This window comes from Duganella sp. GW821-FHT07F09, from assembly GCF_059418705.1.
Map to the genome: position 1 here is coordinate 98,819 of NZ_JBWKQJ010000005.1, position 17,666 is coordinate 116,484.

The following is a 17,666-nucleotide window of genomic DNA, read 5'->3' on the forward strand; positions in this document are numbered from 1 at the left end:
ATGAAACTACGCAGCATTTTCCCAGCCGCCGTCATGCTTTGCCTGTCGCTGGGCGCGGCCGCGCAGAAGCCGCCCGTCGATCCGCAAGTGCCGCCGGCGCCACAAGCGTCGGCGCCGGATGGTGGCGGAACGGGCGCCGCCGCCGGCCGGACGCTCGACGCGACCGACCTGTCCGCATGGCTAGATGGCAGGGTGCCGTACGCGCTCAAGAGCGGCGAGATCGCCGGCATGGTGATCAGCGTCGTCAAGGACGGCAAGGTGCTGCTGCAGAAGGGTTACGGCCTGGCCGACGTCGCCGCCGCCGTGCCGATGGACCCGGCCACCTCGCTGGTCCGGCCCGGCTCGACGTCCAAGCTGTTTACCTGGACGGCCGTCATGCAGCTGGTGGCGCAGGGCAAGATCGACCTCGACCGCAGCGTCAACGACTACCTGGACTTCAAGATCGAGGAGCGCTTCGGCAAGCCGGTGACGATGCGCCACCTGATGAGCCACCGCGCCGGCTTCGAGGAGGGCATCAAGGATCTGCTCGGTTTCGATCCGGCGCAGGCGCAGACGACCGAGCGCTACCTCAAGGAACATCCGCGCCCGATGCTGTTCGCGCCGGGCTCGGTGCCGGCGTATTCGAACTACGGCGTCGCGCTGGCCGGCTACATCGTCCAGCGCGTCTCGGGCGAGCCGTTCGAGACCTATGTCGAGCGCCACATCTTCCGTCCACTGGGCATGCTGCATTCGACCTTCGTCCAGCCGCTGCCCAAGGGTTTCCCGGGCCGGCTGTCGAAGGGTTACCGCACGAGCGGCGAGCCGCCGTCCGAATTCGAGCTGGTGATCACGGCGCCGGCGGGCTCGCTGACCACCACCGCCGCCGACATGTCACGCTTCATGCTGGCCCACCTTGGCCAGGGAGCGGTGGACGGCGCCCGCATCCTCGACGCGGCCACCACGGCGCGCATGCACAGCCCCAGCGAATCGGCCGCTCCCGGTTTCGGCGTGATGGCGCACGGCTTTTTCCGTGGCACGCAGAACGGCCGCGACGTCATCGGCCATGGCGGCGACACCATTGTCTACCACACCGAAATGAACCTGCTGCCGGGAGAGGGCGTGGGCATCTTCTTCACCTTCAACAGCCGTGGCAAGGACGACGCCGTGTACGGCGCGCGCAAGGAACTGTTCGACGGCTTCATGGACCGCTATTTCCCCGCCGCGCCGGCCGCCATGCCGCCCGCGCTCGGATCGGCGGTGGCCGACGCGCAGCGCATCGCAGGCAGCTACCAGAGTTCGCGCCGGGTCGAACACGGCTTCCTGAGCCTGCTCTATCTGCTGCAACAGAGCGCCATCACGGCCCATCCCGACGGCACCATCACGGCGCCCGAGGCGACCGGCGGCATCGCCACCTACCGCGAAATCGGCCCGCAGCGCTGGCGCAAGGTCGGCGGCCAGCAGACGCTGATGCTCACGGAAGTGGATGGCGTCAAAACCGTCATCGACAGCGAGAATCCGGTGTCGGTGCTGCAGGAGGGGCCGGCGACGCGTTCGGCGGCGCTCAATCTGGGAGTGCTGGTGTTTTCCGTGGCGACGCTGTTGTGCGCGCTGCTGGCATGGCCGCTGGGCGCCATGCTGCGTCGCGCCGACCGCGCCACCAGCGGCGCCACGCCCGAGGTGCGAAGGCTGCGCGCGCTGCAACGCGGCGCCGTCGCCGTGGCCTTGCTGTACCTGGGCGCGTGGTTCCTGCTGATCATGCCCTTGCTCAGTACCGAAGTCGGCGTCTACCGCACGGCGATCGACTGGGTGGTCGGCCTGCTGGAGGTGAGCGGCCTGCTCGCCGTGGCCGCGGCCGGTGTCGGCGTCTGGGTGGCCTGGCGCATGCCGCGCGCCGGCGCCACCCGGCTGACGCGCGTCTGGGCGGCGCTGGTGGCGCTGGCCTTGTTAGGTGTGGTCTGGATCGGCGTGGTTGGCCAGTTGATGACGTGGAACCTGAACTATTAAAACCCGCCGACAGGCACCGGAGCAGCGCATGAAATTCTTTATCGCCCATTTCGCCACCGAGACCAACACCTTCGCCGCCGCGCCGACCGGCCTGGGCGACTTCGAGGGGATCGGTATCTTCCACGGCGACGCCAGCCGCCGCGATCCAGAGGGCACGGGCTCGTTCCTGCGTTTCCTGCGCGGGCTGGTCGAGGCCGACGGCGGCGAGGTCGTCGAAAGCCTGTGCACGCTGGCCCAGCCGGGCGGGCGCACGGTGCGCCACGTGTACGAGGCGCTGCGCGACGAGATCCTGGCCGACCTGCGCGCGGCGCTGCCGGTCGACGCCGTGCAGTTGCTGCTGCACGGCGCCATGGCGGCCGAAGGCTACGACAACTGCGAGGGCGACCTGGTGGCGCGCATCCGCGACATCGTCGGTCCGGACGTGGCCGTCGGCGTCGAGCTCGACCTGCATTGCCACTTCACCCGGCAGCTGCACGCGGCGGCCGACGTCGTCATCGCGTTCAAGGAATATCCGCACACCGACACCGAGGAGCGCGGGCGCGAGTTGTACCGGCTGCTGTCGGACACGGTGGCGCGGCGCGTGCGGCCGGTCACCGCCGTGTTCGACTGCAAGATGATGGGCCTGTGGCACACCACGCGCGAGCCGATGCGCGGTTTCGTCGCGCGCATGGGCGAGGCCGAGCGCGAGCCCGGCGTGCTGTCGGTCTCGCTCGGCCACAGTTTTCCGTGGGGCGACGTGCCGGAGGCGGGCGCCAAGCTGTGGGTCGTCACCGACAACGATCCGGCGCTGGCGCGCGCGGTGGCCGAGCGGCTCGGGCGCGAGTTCTGGTCGCTGCGCGAGCGCAGCGGGCCGGAGGTGGTCGGTATCGATGACGCACTCGACCATGCGCTTGAAGATAGGCTCGGCGGCGCGGCGGGCTCCGGTCCGGTGGTACTGGCCGACATCTCGGACAATCCCGGGGGCGGCGCGGCCGGCGACAGCACCTTCATCCTGCGCCGGTTGATAGAACGCGGCATCGCCAACGTCGCCCTCGGCGCAATCTGGGACCTGGGCGCGGTGCACATTTGCAGAAGCGCGGGCGTCGGCGCGCAGCTCGACTTGCGCGTCGGGGGAAAGTGCGGACCGGCGTCCGGCCAGCCGGTCGACCTGCGCGTGACCGTGCGCGCCGTCGTCGCCAACCACAGCCAGGGCGCGCTGGGCGCGCGCGAGCGGCTGGGCGACTGCGTCTGGGTCGAGGCCGCCAACGGCCTGCACCTGCTGCTGTCGTCGATCCGCACCCAGACCTACGGCACCGACGCCTTCACCGGCATCGGCATCGGGCTGGCCGACAAGGCCATCGTCGTGGTGAAATCGACGCAGCACTTTTACGCGGATTTCGCGCCGCTGGCGCGCAAGGTGTACTACGTCAGCACGCCCGGCGCGATGGATTTCGACTTCGCCGCCATCCCGTATCGGCTGTTCCTGCTCGACCACTGGCCGAGGGTGGCGAATCCGCATGGCGCGGCAGGAATTTAGCATCCTGGAAAAGCGGCGCGCCGAGTTTTCAATCCGGGCAAGGGCGTCTATAATAAGCGCTCTTACAGGGAATACGCATGGCCACTAAACGCGCGAGCACGCACGGCACGGAACGGGACGGCGATTTGGGCGAATCGCTCAGGCGCATCCGCAAGGAGCGCGGCATGACCTTGATCGAGGCGGGCGCCCGCAGCGGCATGCCGATGTCGACGATCTCCAAGATCGAAAACAACAAGATGTCGCTCAGCTATGACAAGTTGCTGCGCATCTGCAACGCGCTGGAGGTCGATATCTCGCAGCTGTTCAGCGGCGCGGCGGCGGTCGGCAAACCGGCGGCACCGGCCGCCAGCGGGCGGCGCAGCATCAACCGGCGCGGCACCGGCTACGCCATCAACACGCCGAATTATTCGCACCTGTACCCGGCGGCGGACCTGCTCAACAAGCGCGCCGTGCCCATCATCGCAGAGATCCACACCCGCTCGCTGGCCGAGTTCGGCGAGATGATCAGCCATCCCGGCGAAGAGTTCGCCATGGTCCTCGAGGGCACGGTCGATCTGTACACCGACCTGTACGCGCCGGCGCGGCTCGAGACGGGCGACTCGATCTATTTCGACAGCGGCATGGCGCATGCCTACATCGCCGTCGGCGAAGGCTGCTGCCGCGTGCTGTCGGTCTGCACCTCGGACGAGCCGAACCAGGAAGCCATGTACACCGCGCTGATGGAAGCGCCGCCGGCCCAGGCGCCGGCGCCGGTGGTCAAAAAAGCGAAGAAGTAGCGCCTCCGGAACGGGCCGGACGCGCGCCCGTTCAACCTTTCCAATTCCAAAAAATTCACCCGCCCCGCGTTCGCCGGATGGCCGATCGTGCCTGTCCACGCGGCCGGTGCGGACCCGGTGCGCGAAATTCCAAAAAACGCTTGCGCGCTTACCCGTACTCGCCTATCTTTCGTATATAGAATAATTTTCTTATTTTGAAAACTTGGGGAGTCGTATGAGTCAGGAAACGGCGGACTTCATCGTCATCGGCGCCGGCATCGGCGGCGCGTCGGTCGCCTACTGGTTGTCGCGCCAGGCGCGCGTGATCGTGCTCGAGGCCGAAACGCAGCCGGGTTATCACAGCACGGGACGCTCGGCGGCGCTGTTCATGGAAAGCTACGGGCCCGACCAGGTGAGGGCACTGAGCCGTGCCGGCATCGACTTCTTCAAGAATCCGCCCGCCGGTTTCTGCGAGCATCCGCTGTTGTCGCCAAGGGGCGCCTTCGTGTTTGCCGGCCCCGGCCAGGAAGCCGAGCTCGACGCCCACGAGGCCTCGGTACGCGCCACCTCGTCGGCGGCCCGGCGCCTGGACGCACGGGAGGCGCTGGAGTTTCTGCCGGTGCTGCGTCCGGAGCACGTCATCGGCGGCGTGCTCGAGCAGGACGCCTCGGACATCGACGTCGACGCGCTGTTGCAGGGCTTCCTGCGCGGCACGCGCCAACACGGCGGGCTGACCCTCTACGACGCCGCCGTCACCGGGCTGCGCCGCAGCGACGGCCAGTGGACCGTCACCACCGCGGGCCGCGTTTACCAGGCGCCGGTGGTCGTCAACGCCGCCGGCGCCTGGGCCGACGCGGTTGCCCGGATGGCCGGCGCGGACCCGGTCGGCCTGGTGCCCAAACGCCGCTCGGCCTTCCTGTTCGCGCCGCCCGAGGGCATCGCCTCGTCGCACTGGCCGCTATTTCTCGATGTACAGGAATCGTTCTACATCAAGCCGGACGCCGGAATGCTGCTGGGCTCCCCCTGCAACGCCGATCCCGTCACGCCGCACGACGTGCAGGCCGAGGAACTCGACATCGCCATCGCCATCGACAACATCGAACGCATGACCACCTTGCGCATCCGCCGTCCCACGCACGTGTGGGCCGGACTGCGCAGCTTCGTCGCCGACGGCGAACTGGTGGGCGGATACGACCCCAAAGTCCCCGACTTTTTCTGGGCGGCGGGCCAGGGCGGCTACGGCATCCAGTCGGCGCCCGGCGCCGGCCGCTATTACGCCTCGGTGCTGTTGGGCGAGGACGCCGGCGCCTTGCCGGCCTTGTCCGGCTTCGATCCGGCCCGTATCAGTCCGGCGCGCTTCCCATGCTGACGCGCGCCGCCATGCCCATCCCGCCCACGGACGACGATCATGCGTGACAACGACACCTGGTTCGGCCAGCCCAAGGGTTTGACGATACTGTTCCTGACCGAGATGTGGGAGAAGTTCTCGTTCTTCGGCATGCGCGCGCTGCAAATCTATTACATGACCAAGGAACTGCACTACACGCAGGCGTTCTCCTCGGTCGTGTTCGGCGCGTACGCGGCCGGCGTCTACCTGACGCCGATCTTCGGCGGCCTGATCGCCGACCGCTGGCTGGGCCGCAGAAGGGCTGTCGTCGCCGGCGGCGCGCTGATGGCCGTCGGCCACTTCATGATGGCGTTCGAAGCCTTGTTTTTCCCGGCCATGGTCGTCATCGCGATCGGCAACGGACTGTTCCTGCCGAATCTGCCCAGCCAGGTGCCGCTGCTGTACCCCCAGGGCGATCCGCGCGCCGGCGCCGCGTTCAATGTCTATTATGTCGGCATTAATCTTGGTGCCTTCCTCGCGCCGCTGATTTGCGGCACGCTCGGCGAGGTGTACGGCTGGCATTACGGCTTCGGCGCGGCCGGTATCGGCATGTGCCTCGGCCTGGCGATCTATATTTTGGGCGGCAAGCATTTGCCCGCCGAGGTCTCCAGGACGGGCGAGCGGTTCGAGCCGGTGGCGGCCGGCGACGGCGGCGGCAACATCCGCATGCTGGTCGCCGTCGCGCTCGCCGTCATGCTGTTCCGCGTCGCCTACGAGCAGACCGGCAACACCTTCGCCATCTGGGCCGACGCGGCGGTGGAGCGCCAGGCGTTCGGGTTGACGATCCCCGTCACCTGGTTCCAGTCGCTCAATCCGATGTTCGTCTTTCTGCTTAGCCCGATATTGGTGCGCGTTTGGACGGGCCGCGCCGCCAGGGGCCGGGCCACGCCGGCGCTCGAGCGCATGAGCAAGGGCGCCATCGGCGTCGGCGCCGCCTATGCCATGCTGGCGGCGTTGATCGTCGTCAGCGGCGCCGGCGGCTACGCCATCAGCTGGCTGTGGCTGGTGGCCTTCTTTGGCATCTTCACGTTGGCCGAGCTGTACATCCTTCCCGTCGGGCTCGGCCTGTTCGCCAGCCTGGCGCCCAAGCGCTTCGCCGCCACCACCATCGCCGCCTGGTTCTTTTGTTCGTTCACCGGCAATCTGCTGTCGGGGTTCGCCGGCGCCCTGTGGGAGCTGGTCACGCCGCAAGGTTTCTTCATGCTGATGGCGGGCATTTGTACCGTAGCGGGTTTGGCGCTGTATGCGATCCACCGGGCGCATCGGTCAAGCGCGGTCGTGTCTGCTGCGGCCGCGATTCCAGTCGATAAGCCGGCGTAAGGGGTACGACGGCCCGGCCGCGTCGGAAGGGGAAGTTGGAGTTACAAGCTGACTACGCGATGCACGCCTAATTTCAGGCCCGCAGCAGTGAGCACGGCCAGCAGCGTTTTCACGGTTGGGTTGCCATTCGGGGACAGCGCGCGGTAAAGGGAAGGTTTCTTCATGCTGACGGCCGCCATCTGTACCGTGTCGGGTTTGGCGCTTCCGGTCGCCACGACCATTAAGTCCGCCTGGCATTGACAGTCCCGGGAGACACGTAGGGCGGATTAGGCGGAACGCCGTAATCGGCCATGTATGAGCCGCCGACGAAGCATGCATGGCCGATTACGCTTCGCTAATCCGCCCTACGTGTTTTAGATTAATTCGAATTGTTGTGGGCAGGGGCGCCGCCGGTTGCCGCTACGCCGCCGGCACCGCGGCGCTCTGCAAAGCCTTGGCGGTGGCTATTAGCCGTTGATTAACGGCGCTTCCGTATCAGAGATGGTAGTCGAACCCGAGCACGGCGAGATGCTTGCGCAGCCGCGCGACGTCTCCCTCGACATCGGGCTGCTTCACCACATCGTGGCAGGAGAAGGAGGGCAGGATCTCGGCGCCGCAGAACTTGTAGTTGGCGGTGTTGGCGACGAAGACATCATCGACGGTTTTGCCGTCGAACAGCGATTGCCGAGGGTCGCCGAAGGCAGCGGCGGGCGCGTTCCACGTCAGCGACAGCATGTATTTTTTGCCTTGCATCTTCCCGCCGCTGCCGTATTGCTTGCCCGGATCGTCGCGGGTGCGTCCATCATCCGTCAGCAAGCTCTGCTGCACCAGTCCGGCAGTGAACACCTCGTCCACATATTTCTTGTAGATCCACGGCGTGCCGAACCAGTAGACCGGCGTTTGCAGCACGATCAGGTCGGCATCCACGTGTTTTTGCACTTCGGCGGCGATATCGTAGCCGTCCTGTATCGTCGTTTCCATGACCTGGTAGCGCCTCTGCGCCATTTCTTCCTTGATGACCGAGGCCATTTTCTGGTTTAACTTGCCGGGGGCGAAGCCTTCATAAAACTGGTGCGCGTTAATAACTAGTACTTTTTTCATCGTTGATCCTGGTGATGGCCGCATTCGCATGCGGCGGTGAATTGTTGCTGAGTGCCGACATTGTGGTGCCGCGCTGGTCAAAACCGGTTGCCGGATCCGATGGGCTTTTTGCCTGATTTGACGAGTCGTCACGCGGGCCGGAAAACAAGCCGGCATGCCGTGCTACGCTGTGGGCTATTGGCTTGCACGCGGGGATGCGATGAATGTTGGAGTGGAAACGCCGTCGGCGGCGGAAGACGATCTGGCCGACTTGATCAGTGAGGTTGCCCAAACCGATGGCGATTACGCCACCCCGGTCCCGGAGCTGATGCTGTACCGGCGCAGCGCCGCCACCGCCCCCATGCCCTGCATCTACGGCGTGGGCCTGGGCATGACGGTGCGCGGTGAAAAGCGGGTGACCCTGGGCAGCGACATCCACGACTTCATGCCGGGACAAACCCTGGTGACATCGGTCGACCTGCCGGTGGTCACCTATGTGACGCGCGCCAGCCCCGCCGAGCCGTATCTGGGCCTGTGGCTGCAACTCGACGCCCGCGTCATCGGGCAGGTGGCCGCTACCATGGATTTCCCCACGCCGGCGACGAGCGGCTCGTCCCTGGGGCTGACGGTGGCCACGCCGGATGCCGGTTTGCGGCGCGCGTTGATCCAGCTGCTGCGCCTGCTGCGGGAGCCGGCCCTGGTGCCGTTGGTGGGACCGCTGGTGCGGCAGGAGATCGTCGTGCGTCTGCTCACCGGCGAACACGGACCGACGTTGCGCCGCCTCGTCATGGCCGGCTCGCCGAGCCAGCAGATCGCCAGGGTGATCGCCTGGCTGAAGCAGCACTTCACGAAGAATTTTCCGATGGACGACCTGGCCACGCAGGCGCACATGAGCCCGTCCACTTTCCGCCAACACTTCCGCGAGGTGGCCGGCATGAGCCCCTTGCAATACCTGAAGCAGCTGCGCCTGCAGGACGCGCGCCAGTTGATGCTCAACGAGGATATCGACGCCGGCAGCGCCGCCATGCGGGTGGGCTACGAGAGCGCCTCCCAGTTCAGCCGCGAATACACGCGCCTGTTCGGCGCGCCGCCGCTCAGGGACATCCGGCGCCTGCAGGAGTCGTGACGGCCCGCTTTATTGTTTATAGATGCCGCAGCCGATGACCAGGTCGTCCACCTTCTCGACATAGGTCGATTTCGGTTCGATCGCCTTGGTGACCGGATGCGGCCACTTGTAGTCGACCCAGCCCTTGCCCTTGGTCTTGGCGACGTCGAGCATCGTCTTGATGAAGAGCTTGTCGTCCGAGTCCTTCAGGTTGGTCAGGTCCTTGCCGATCAGCTTGGGATTGGCGCCGTGCGAGAGCATCTTGCCGTTCATATCCATGACGAAGACATACAGGTCGCGGTCCTTGAACTGGCCGGCCGTGTCGTTGAAGGCGGCGTAGGATTTGGCCGGGCCGTTAGCCTTCAGGTACTCGGCGGCGCGCTGGACCAGCGCGGTGGCTTCGGCGGCGGTGCCGCGGTCGTCGGCCGCCAACACCGGGATATGGAGGGCCAGCACGCAGGCCGCGACGGACATCGACTTCAGCAGTTGTTTCATTCTCGTCTCCTTGAAAGATTGTCTTTATGCTCTTCGCGCCCGCACGGCAGCGGCTTTCTTCAGCGCGTTTTTAGCACGCCCTCTTATCGTAGTCCGTACATCGGCGCGGAAACGTAACGGCATCGACAATTCGCATCGGGAACGGAAAAACGTTGCAGCAAAACAACTCGACAAAAAACCGTCCAATTGTCGCCGCGCGGACAATCCGGGCCAACCATCGGTGCTACGCTGATTGTTGACTTACGTTTACGTAAGCGTAAAAAATAGAAAATATAACGGAGACAAACCATGAAGCTTACGCAGATGTCGCTGGCCGCCGCCATGCTGACCGCCGTCACGGCCGGCGCCACCGCCCAGGTTAGCAATAACACCGTCAAAATCGGCGTGCTCACCGATCTGTCCGGCCTGTACTCGGACCTGTCGGGGCAGGGCTCGATCGTCGCCGCCCGCATGGCGATCGAGGACTTCGGCAAGACCGTGCTCGGCAAGCCGATCGAATTGATCTCGGCCGACAGCCACAACAAGGCCGACGTCGCCGCCAACAAGGCGCGCGAATGGATCGACCAGCAGAACGTCGACGTGCTGATGGACCTGGTGCCGACCAACGCCGCGTTGGCCGTGATGGACATCGCCCAGCAAAAGAACAAGCTCGCCATCGTTGTCGGCTCGGCCTCCAGCGTCATTTCCAACGAAAAATGCACCAGCACCAGCGTGCACTGGATGTACGACACCTATTCCAGCTCGGTGGGCACCGGCAAGGCACTCCTCAAGCGCGGCGGCGACAGCTGGTACTTCCTCACCGCCGACTACGCCTTCGGCAAGTCGCTGGAGAAGGACGTGTCCGACGTGGTCACGGCCGGCGGCGGCAAGGTGCTCGGTTCGGCCAGGCACCCGTTGAACAGCAACGATTTTTCCTCCTATCTGATGCAGGCGCAGGCGTCGAAGGCCAAGGTCATGGGCCTGGCCAACGCCGGCGGCGACGCCGTCAACGCCGTCAAGCAGGCGGGCGAGTTCGGCATCGCCGCCAAGGGCATGGTGGTGGCGCCGCTGCTGATGTTCATCAGCGACGTCCACGCCATCGGCCTCAAATACGCGCAGGACATGTACCTGACCGAGGGCTTCTACTGGGACTACAACGATGGCACGCGCGCGTGGTCCAAGCGCTTCTTCGCGATCCAAAAGAAGATGCCGACGATGGCGCAGGCCGGCATGTATTCGGCCGTGACGCACTATCTGAAAGCGGTCAAGGCGGCAGGCACCGACGACACGGCCGCCGTCATGAAAAAGATGCGCGAGCTGCCCGTCAACGACGTCATCATCCCGAAGGGCACCTTGCGTGCGGACGGCCGAATGGTGCACGACATGCTACTGTTACAAGTGAAGAAACCGGCCGAGTCGAAATCGCCTTGGGATTACTACAAGGTGGTCGACGTCATCCCGGGCAACGAGGCGTTCCGCCCGCTGGCGCAGTCGGGTTGCCCGCTGGTGAAAAAATAGTTGAGACAGCGCGTGGCGCTAGCCACAAGGAGATTTTATGCAGGAAAATTTGAGCTACGTTCACGGCGCCCACGACGTGCCGCTCATCGGTGTGACGATCGGCCCGTATCTGGCCTCGGTCGCCGCGCGCCACGGCGACAGCGACGCCGTGGTGGTGCCCCATCAAAACGTGCGCTGGACTTACCGCGAGTTCGACGAGCGCGTGACCCGCGTCGCCGCCGGCCTGCTCAAGCTCGGCCTAAAGCCGGGCGACCGGGTCGGCATCTGGTCGCAGAACTGCGCCGAGTGGGTGCTGGTGCAGTTCGCCACCGCGAGGGCCGGACTGATCATGGTGAACATCAATCCATCGTACCGGCGCTCCGAGCTCGAGTACGTGCTCGACAAAGTGCAATGCAGCGCGCTGATCCTGGCGCCGGCGTTCAAGTCGAGCGACTACATCGCCATCGTGCGCGACGTCGTGCCGGCCATCCACCACGCCAAGCCCGGCGCCTTGCAGTCCGACCGGCTGCCGCATCTGCGCCATGTGATCCGGCTGGGCGACGAGCGCACCGACGGCATGTTCAACTTCAGCGAGTTGCTGGCCCCGCCCACGGGCGACCAGCTCGCGCATCTGGCGCAGGTGGAGGAGGCGCTGCAGTTCGACGACCCGGTCAACATCCAGTTCACATCCGGCACCACCGGCGCGCCCAAGGGCGCGACCCTGACCCACCACAACATCCTCAACAACGGCTTCTTCATCGGCGAGGCGATGCGCCTGGACGCCGACGACCGGCTGTGCATCCCGGTGCCGCTATACCACTGCTTCGGCATGGTGCTGGGCAACCTGGCCTGCGTCACGCACGGCGCCGCGATGGTGTTCCCCGGCGAGGGCTTCGAGCCCAAGGCTGTGCTGGAGACGGTGCAGGCGGAACGCTGCACGGCCTTGCACGGCGTGCCGACGATGTTCATCGCCATCCTCGATCATCCTGAGTTCGGCAACTATGATTTGTCGACCTTGCGCACCGGCATCATGGCCGGCTCGCCTTGCCCAACCGAGGTGATGAACCGGGTCATCGGCACCATGCACATGAACGAGATCACCATCGCCTATGGCATGACCGAGACGTCGCCGGTCAGTTTCCAAAGTTCGACCGACGACCCGGTTGCGCTGCGCGTGTCCACCATCGGCCGCGTGCATCCGCATCTGGAGGTCAAGATCGTCGACGGCTCCGGGCGCATCGTGCCGCGCGGCGTCAAGGGCGAATTGCTCACGCGCGGCTACTCGGTCATGCTCGGTTACTGGGGCGACGACGAAAAGACCCGCGAAACCATCGACGCGGCGCGCTGGATGCATACCGGCGACCTGGCCGTCATCGACGAAGAGGGCTATGCCACCATCGTCGGCCGCTCCAAGGACATGGTCATTCGTGGCGGCGAGAATATCTACCCGCGCGAGGTCGAGGAATTCCTGTACCGGCACCCCAAGATCCAGGACGTGCAATGCGTCGGCGTGCCGGACAAGAAATACGGCGAGGAGCTCTGCGCCTGCGTCATCCTGCGCCCGGGCATGCAAGCCGACGCCGAGGAGATCCGCGCCTTCTGCCAGGGTCAGATCGCGTACTACAAGGTGCCGCGCTACGTCGTGTTCGTGGACGCCTTCCCGATGACGGTCACCGGGAAAATTCAAAAGTTCGTACTGCGCGAACAGGTCGCCGGCGACCTTGGGCTCGCTGCGGCATGATCAGCTTGTATCACTGCGTCGCCGCGCGCTCGTTCAGGCCCTTGTGGGCGCTGGAAGAGCTGTCGCTGGATTATGAGCTGAAGATGCTGGCCTTTCCGCCCCGCGCGATCGACAGAAGCTATCTTCAGCTCAATCCGCTCGGCACGGTGCCGCTGCTGTGCGACGGTGAGCTGCGCATGACGGAATCGGCCGCGATCTGCCACTATCTGGGCGTAAAGTACGGTCCCTCAAGCCTGGTCGTCGCGCCGGAGGAGGGCGATTACGGTCCGTTCCTGAACTGGCTGCACTTCGGCGAAGCCACGCTGACATTCCCGCAAACGATCGTGCTGCGTTATGAGCGGCTGGAAGCGGCCGAGCGCCGCCTGCCGCAGGCCGTGGCCGATTACCGCCGCTGGTTCCTCGGCAGGCTGAGGACCCTGGAGCCGCTGCTGGCGGAACGGGACTGGTTGTGCGCCGGCCGCTTCACGATGGCCGACATATCGGTCGGCTATGCGCTGTTGCTGGCCGAGTATCTCGGGCTGGAGGCCGAGTTTCCGCAATCGGTGCGGTATTATTGGCGGAGATTGAAGCAGCGGGATGGGTACGGCCGAGCCCGTGCTGCGGAAATCGCCGCCGCCACTGTACAAGGTGTCAGCGTCGTTCCCGCTCCATTGCAGTCGCCGTGAACAGTAACCTTGAATTGTAGACAATGGCGAGTGAGCAGATCGAAGAATTCATAGCATCGTCCTTGTGGGGCCGTGGTTTGACGGCGGAGCAGTTGCGGCGGGTACTCGGCGATACGTCGGAGCTGATGGCGGAGGGCGGACAGACGGTCTGCCATCGCGGCGTGCGCGCCGAATACTGGTACGGCGTGGTCGAAGGGCTGGTGAAGGTCTCCAACGTCACGCGCGAGGGACGGCCGACGTCGCTGATCGGCATCCCCACGGGCGGCTGGTTCGGCGAGGGCTCGGTGCTGAAGAACGAGAATCGTCCTTACGACGTGGTGGCGCTGCGCGCGAGCCATCTGGCGCAGGTGCCGGCGGCGACGTTCCACTGGCTGCTGGGGTGCAGCCTGCCGTTCAATCGCTTTTTGATCGAGCAGTTGAACGCCAGGCTGGCGCAGTTTGTAATTCGCGTGGAGCATTTCCGTTCATCGGCGCCGGAACGGCACGTGGCGCATTGTCTGGCCGAATTGTTCAACGCCGAGCTGTATCCGGGCACGGCGACGATGCTGCGGATTTCGCAGGAGGAGATTGCGCTGTTGGCCGGTGTGTCGCGCCAGTTGGTGAACCGCGCGCTGCACCGGCTTGAGGACGCGCAGCTGCTGCAAGCCAGCTACGGCACGATCCGGATACTCGACATCGCGGCGCTGCGCGCCTTCGCCTCGGAGGCGGAGGCGTGAATATGGAGGGGCCTGTGGCCCGGGACGTCCGCATTATCGGGGAGACACGTAGGGCGGATTAGGCGGAACGCCGTAATCCGCCATGTATGCGTCAACGCGGCGCATGCATGGCGGATTACGCTGCGCTAATCCGCCCTACGGCTGCGTGCAAGAATAATTCGCCGCTAATTTCCCCGCCTGCGCATCGTTCGCCGGCCCCGTATACCTCGGGTACTGCGGATACGGACACAGCGGCCGGCTCAATTCCACCTTGCCGTCGCCCGCCAGCCTGGACGCGCTCAGCGTCGCCGGCGCGGCGTTCTTGTCCACCCAGTTATCGAGCGCGGTGAGCAAGTCGCTATTGTCCGCGCCCGGCCCGCCGGCGCAGTGGTCGACCGCCGGCGCCAGATAATACCGCGCGAACTCGTCGACCGCGCCGGCGCCGCCTAACCGTGTCTGCAAACCCTGGTAATACTCGGTCGTTGACTGGTAGCTCAACGCCGAGTCGTTGGTGCCGTGCCACAGGATCAGCTTTCCGCCACTGTTTTTAAACGGCCGCAGATCGGTGCTGGTGGCCGAGTTCAGCGCCTCCAGCGCGTACAGCGCGGCCTGGTTCTGATCGAACGGCCCGTAGGTCAGCGAATCGGCGCCCGGATTGCGCGCCAGGTAGTTCTTCACCGTCGTGTCCTGGAAGAGGAACTGCAGCGCGCCCTGCACGTTGCCGTTTCCCGTGACCCAGGCCGGCCAAGCGCCCGGATCGTCCTCGTTGCCGCTGAGCTGCCAGCCGGCGTTGCGGTAGGTCGGGCTGCCGCTGAAGACGGCCGGCGTGGTCCACGACCCCACCACGGCCAGCTGCGCGTCCGACAGGCAGGCGTCGCCAGCGTCGCCGCCGCCGGCGCAACGCAGCGACGCCGGATTGAAATCGGTGGCGGTGCAGGCGGCGGGATTGGAGACCATGCCGTCGACGATGCCATCCTTGCCGTCGCAGGCGTTGCGCACCGATCGCGCCAGCAACGCCAGTTTCGCGCTGGTAAACTGTCCGCCCGGGGCCGCCAACGCCACGGCGGTGCGGTTGAACGCGCCCATGAAGCCGACCCAGTTATAGGCCGGCGCGCGCGCGATGATGCCGTCGAACAGGTTGGGGTAGCGTTGCGCCGTCATTAGGGCCTCGCGCCCGCCGTTCGAGCAGCCCTCGAAATAGGCGCGCTTCGGCGCCGCGCCGTAGGCCGTCCTGACCATGTCGAGCGCCGACGACATCACGGTCGGAATGGAGAGGCTGCCGAACAGTTGCGCGGCATTGGTATCGTTGAGCGCGAAGGAGGCGTCCAGCGGCGAGCCCTGGTGGCCCGAGTCGCTGTTGACCGTGGCGTAGCCTTGCAGCAGGGCGTTGAGATTGAAACCGCTGGCGTCCGGGATGACGCCGTTGTATCCGCCGCCGCCACCGTAGTAGAGCTTGCCGTTCCAGCTGTCCGGCAGGCGCAGCTCGAAGTTCAGACCGGGCTCGATTTTTGCCGAGATCCTGCAATAGGTTGGGATCGTCGCCGCCGGCGCCACAAGGACGGCGGAGCCTATCGTCGCGCCGCCGAGGGACTGGCCTTTGAGCGCGTCGCAGGCTTGGCGGGCGGTGGGTTGCCGCGTGTCGGGCGTGATGTTGGCGCCATCGTTGCCGCCGCAGCCGGCCATGAGCAGCGTCGCGCATGCGAGCGTCGGGTTGAAAATATGCTTGATGTACTGTTTCATTTGATGTCCCCTGATATTTTTATTGAGTCGATCCTGCGGTCAGAAGTTGTGGTGCACGCCGACCCCGTAGTAGGTATAGCTGCCCAACACGTTCGGGCTGCCCGTCGGCGGGGTTTTCTTATTCGACAGATCGGCGTACAGGTAGGTGCGGGTAGACAGGTTGTGCTCGTAGCCGACCGACGCCTGCTTCACGTGCGGCGCGCCGTCCGGTACCCGCTGGCCGTAGCCCAGCAGGATCTTGCCGACGCCCACGGTGTAGTTCGCGCCCAGCAGCCAGGCCCTGGTGTCGGGGTTGACCAGCATGGTATGGCTCTGGTCCTGCTTCTGATACGAACCCATTAGCTTCAGATCGGGCGTCGGCCGGAACGACGCCGCCACGGCCCATATCTTCGATTCGACCGCGTTGCGCTCGTAGGCGGCCATCGCGCCGAAGCGGCCCAGGCTATAGGTCGTGCTGACCGAGTAGGGGTTGGCCGAGGGCGCGCTGTTGGCGGGGTATTGCGGCGCCAGCGCGGTGCCGCGTCCAATCAGCGCCGGGTTGCCGTTGGCCTCCTTGGCGCCGACCGTGAGGTTGACCTGGAAGCCGCCAAACACCGGCGAGTTGTAGAACACCGCGTTGGAGAGACGGTTGCGCGAGTTGCCCGCCGGTCCGAGCGCGTCGCTGGTATAGCCGGCCACGTGCAGGTCGGACTGGAAGCCCGGGCCGATGGCGCCGCCGGGTGAGCCGGGCACCACGGTTGGCAGGCCGTTCCACGGCTCGAACGGGATGCTCGACTCCTGGTACGCCGTCAGGCCGCGCCCCAGCCGCACGGTGCCGAAGCCGCCCTGCAGGCCGACCCGGCTCTGGCCCTGGAACAACGGACGCGAGCCCGATTCGACGGTGCCGGTGTCCGATTCGAAGCGGATCTCCAGTTGGAACAGCGCCTTCAGGTTGTTGCCGAGATCCTCGACCCCGCGAAATCCCAGCTTGTTGTTGTCGCGTTTCGAGATTTGCGCCGTCGCCCCCGAGACCTTGGCGATCCCCGCGTCCAGGGTGCCGTAGATGGCGACCGACGATTGCGCGTGCGCCCCCGCCATGGTTCCGCATACGCCCAGCAAAGTCAGTGTCTCCAATATTTTTTTCATTTTATTTTCCATTGATTGAAAGATGGTGTCGATCCGACCTCCAGCGTGCGGCGGCCCGCGGATCGCATCCAGGCCGGTTTTTCCAGCGTATGCGAGAACCATCGCCGACTTTGTCATGCTGATGACAATGCCGATTTTTTACCGTTGGCGGACAACGGTGGGCAGGAGAGGGGGAGGGGACCGGCGGCCGCCGGCCGGTGGCGGACTGTTTTTCGGGCTATTTTTTTTTGCGGCGCTCTTGCACGCAGGCCTTGCACTCATAGCTCACGCCGCCGCCGGAGACGTTGTAGAACTCCAGGTCCATCGGCCAGGGTTCGTTGCATCGGCAGCATAACTGCTCTTGTCCCAGTTCCGACATCAGTATGCGGCGGAAGCCGCCGCCGATGCGCAGGAATTCGAATGCGGGAACGTTCGCTGAACGCAAGGTCCTTCACCTTTCTTTATCGTCAATGGTGGCTAGCCTAGCACCGATGTCGTCGCCGAACTGTCCACCTCGTTACATTGGCGCCGTCGCGGACGGGGTGGCCATGCCCGGCGTGGCGCGACGGCGCAGAACCGTCGAATCGGGCAAGGACCGCGTCGGTTCCGGCAACGTGAATCGGTA

Annotated in this window: 15 protein-coding genes and 1 pseudogene; 10 read left to right on the forward strand and 6 right to left on the reverse strand. The window is 65.4% G+C overall.

Features of this window, described 5'->3' with window-relative positions:
• From AC07P1_RS14885 to AC07P1_RS14905, 5 genes are all read left to right on the forward strand, one after another.
• Complete coding sequence (locus tag AC07P1_RS14885) at positions 1–1,983, forward strand: serine hydrolase domain-containing protein (RefSeq protein ID WP_494696551.1); 1,983 nt, start codon at positions 1–3, stop codon at positions 1,981–1,983.
• A 28-nt stretch (positions 1,984–2,011) separates the two neighbouring features.
• Complete coding sequence (locus AC07P1_RS14890; RefSeq protein ID WP_494696552.1) at positions 2,012–3,499, forward strand: M81 family metallopeptidase; 1,488 nt, start codon at positions 2,012–2,014, stop codon at positions 3,497–3,499.
• Between the two features lie 77 nt (positions 3,500–3,576).
• Positions 3,577–4,275, forward strand: coding sequence for a helix-turn-helix domain-containing protein (locus AC07P1_RS14895; RefSeq protein ID WP_363509066.1), 699 nt, complete (start codon positions 3,577–3,579; stop codon positions 4,273–4,275).
• A gap of 214 nt (positions 4,276–4,489) precedes the next feature.
• Positions 4,490–5,623, forward strand: a complete 1,134-nt coding sequence (locus AC07P1_RS14900) for an NAD(P)/FAD-dependent oxidoreductase (protein ID WP_494696553.1) — start codon at positions 4,490–4,492, stop codon at positions 5,621–5,623.
• Positions 5,624–5,662: 39 nt separating this feature from the next.
• Positions 5,663–6,961 carry a peptide MFS transporter gene (locus tag AC07P1_RS14905; protein ID WP_494696554.1) on the forward strand — a complete coding sequence of 433 codons (1,299 nt, stop codon included), beginning with the start codon at positions 5,663–5,665 and terminating at the stop codon, positions 6,959–6,961.
• Between the two features lie 41 nt (positions 6,962–7,002).
• On the opposite strand, the pseudogene AC07P1_RS14910 reads toward AC07P1_RS14905, so the two are convergent.
• Both AC07P1_RS14910 and AC07P1_RS14915 read right to left on the reverse strand, forming a co-directional pair.
• A pseudogene (locus tag AC07P1_RS14910) lies at positions 7,003–7,116 on the reverse strand (helix-turn-helix domain-containing transcriptional regulator); the annotation flags it as partial.
• A 319-nt stretch (positions 7,117–7,435) separates the two neighbouring features.
• On the reverse strand, positions 7,436–8,041 hold the full coding sequence (locus AC07P1_RS14915; RefSeq protein ID WP_494696555.1) for an NAD(P)H-dependent oxidoreductase: 606 nt from the start codon (positions 8,039–8,041) through the stop codon (positions 7,436–7,438).
• Between the two features lie 199 nt (positions 8,042–8,240).
• On the opposite strand from AC07P1_RS14915, the gene AC07P1_RS14920 reads away from it, so the two are divergent.
• The gene (locus AC07P1_RS14920) at positions 8,241–9,146 is read left to right on the forward strand and encodes an AraC family transcriptional regulator (RefSeq protein ID WP_494696556.1); all 906 of its coding nucleotides are present in this window, start codon (positions 8,241–8,243) and stop codon (positions 9,144–9,146) included.
• A 9-nt stretch (positions 9,147–9,155) separates the two neighbouring features.
• On the opposite strand, the gene AC07P1_RS14925 is transcribed toward AC07P1_RS14920, so the two are convergent.
• Complete coding sequence (locus AC07P1_RS14925) at positions 9,156–9,620, reverse strand: cache domain-containing protein (protein ID WP_494696557.1); 465 nt, start codon at positions 9,618–9,620, stop codon at positions 9,156–9,158.
• Between the two features lie 288 nt (positions 9,621–9,908).
• On the opposite strand from AC07P1_RS14925, the gene AC07P1_RS14930 reads away from it, so the two are divergent.
• From AC07P1_RS14930 to AC07P1_RS14945, 4 genes are read left to right on the forward strand one after another with little or no spacing between them, the layout of a single operon-like run.
• The gene (locus AC07P1_RS14930; RefSeq protein WP_494696558.1) at positions 9,909–11,117 is read left to right on the forward strand and encodes an ABC transporter substrate-binding protein; all 1,209 of its coding nucleotides are present in this window, start codon (positions 9,909–9,911) and stop codon (positions 11,115–11,117) included.
• Positions 11,118–11,154: 37 nt separating this feature from the next.
• A complete protein-coding gene (locus AC07P1_RS14935) occupies positions 11,155–12,837 on the forward strand; it encodes an AMP-binding protein (RefSeq protein ID WP_494696559.1) in 1,683 nt (560 codons plus the stop codon).
• Positions 12,834–13,502: a glutathione S-transferase family protein gene (locus AC07P1_RS14940; RefSeq protein ID WP_494696560.1), complete on the forward strand. Its 669-nt coding sequence runs from the start codon at positions 12,834–12,836 to the stop codon at positions 13,500–13,502. Before AC07P1_RS14935 ends, AC07P1_RS14940 begins: the two co-directional genes overlap by 4 nt.
• A gap of 23 nt (positions 13,503–13,525) precedes the next feature.
• Positions 13,526–14,218, forward strand: coding sequence for a Crp/Fnr family transcriptional regulator (locus tag AC07P1_RS14945; protein ID WP_494696561.1), 693 nt, complete (start codon positions 13,526–13,528; stop codon positions 14,216–14,218).
• Between the two features lie 135 nt (positions 14,219–14,353).
• Here the strand turns inward: AC07P1_RS14945 and AC07P1_RS14950 are convergent, their stop codons facing one another.
• From AC07P1_RS14950 to AC07P1_RS14960, 3 genes are all read right to left on the reverse strand, one after another.
• Entirely contained in the window at positions 14,354–15,937 is a 1,584-nt protein-coding gene (locus AC07P1_RS14950) for a tannase/feruloyl esterase family alpha/beta hydrolase (protein ID WP_494696562.1), read from the reverse strand.
• 39 nt (positions 15,938–15,976) lie between these two features.
• Positions 15,977–17,062 (reverse strand): porin, encoded by a 1,086-nt coding sequence (locus AC07P1_RS14955; protein ID WP_494696563.1) that lies wholly within the window; start codon positions 17,060–17,062, stop codon positions 15,977–15,979.
• Positions 17,063–17,279: 217 nt separating this feature from the next.
• On the reverse strand, positions 17,280–17,486 hold the full coding sequence (locus AC07P1_RS14960) for a hypothetical protein (RefSeq protein WP_494696564.1): 207 nt from the start codon (positions 17,484–17,486) through the stop codon (positions 17,280–17,282).
• Positions 17,487–17,666: the final 180 nt, after the last annotated feature.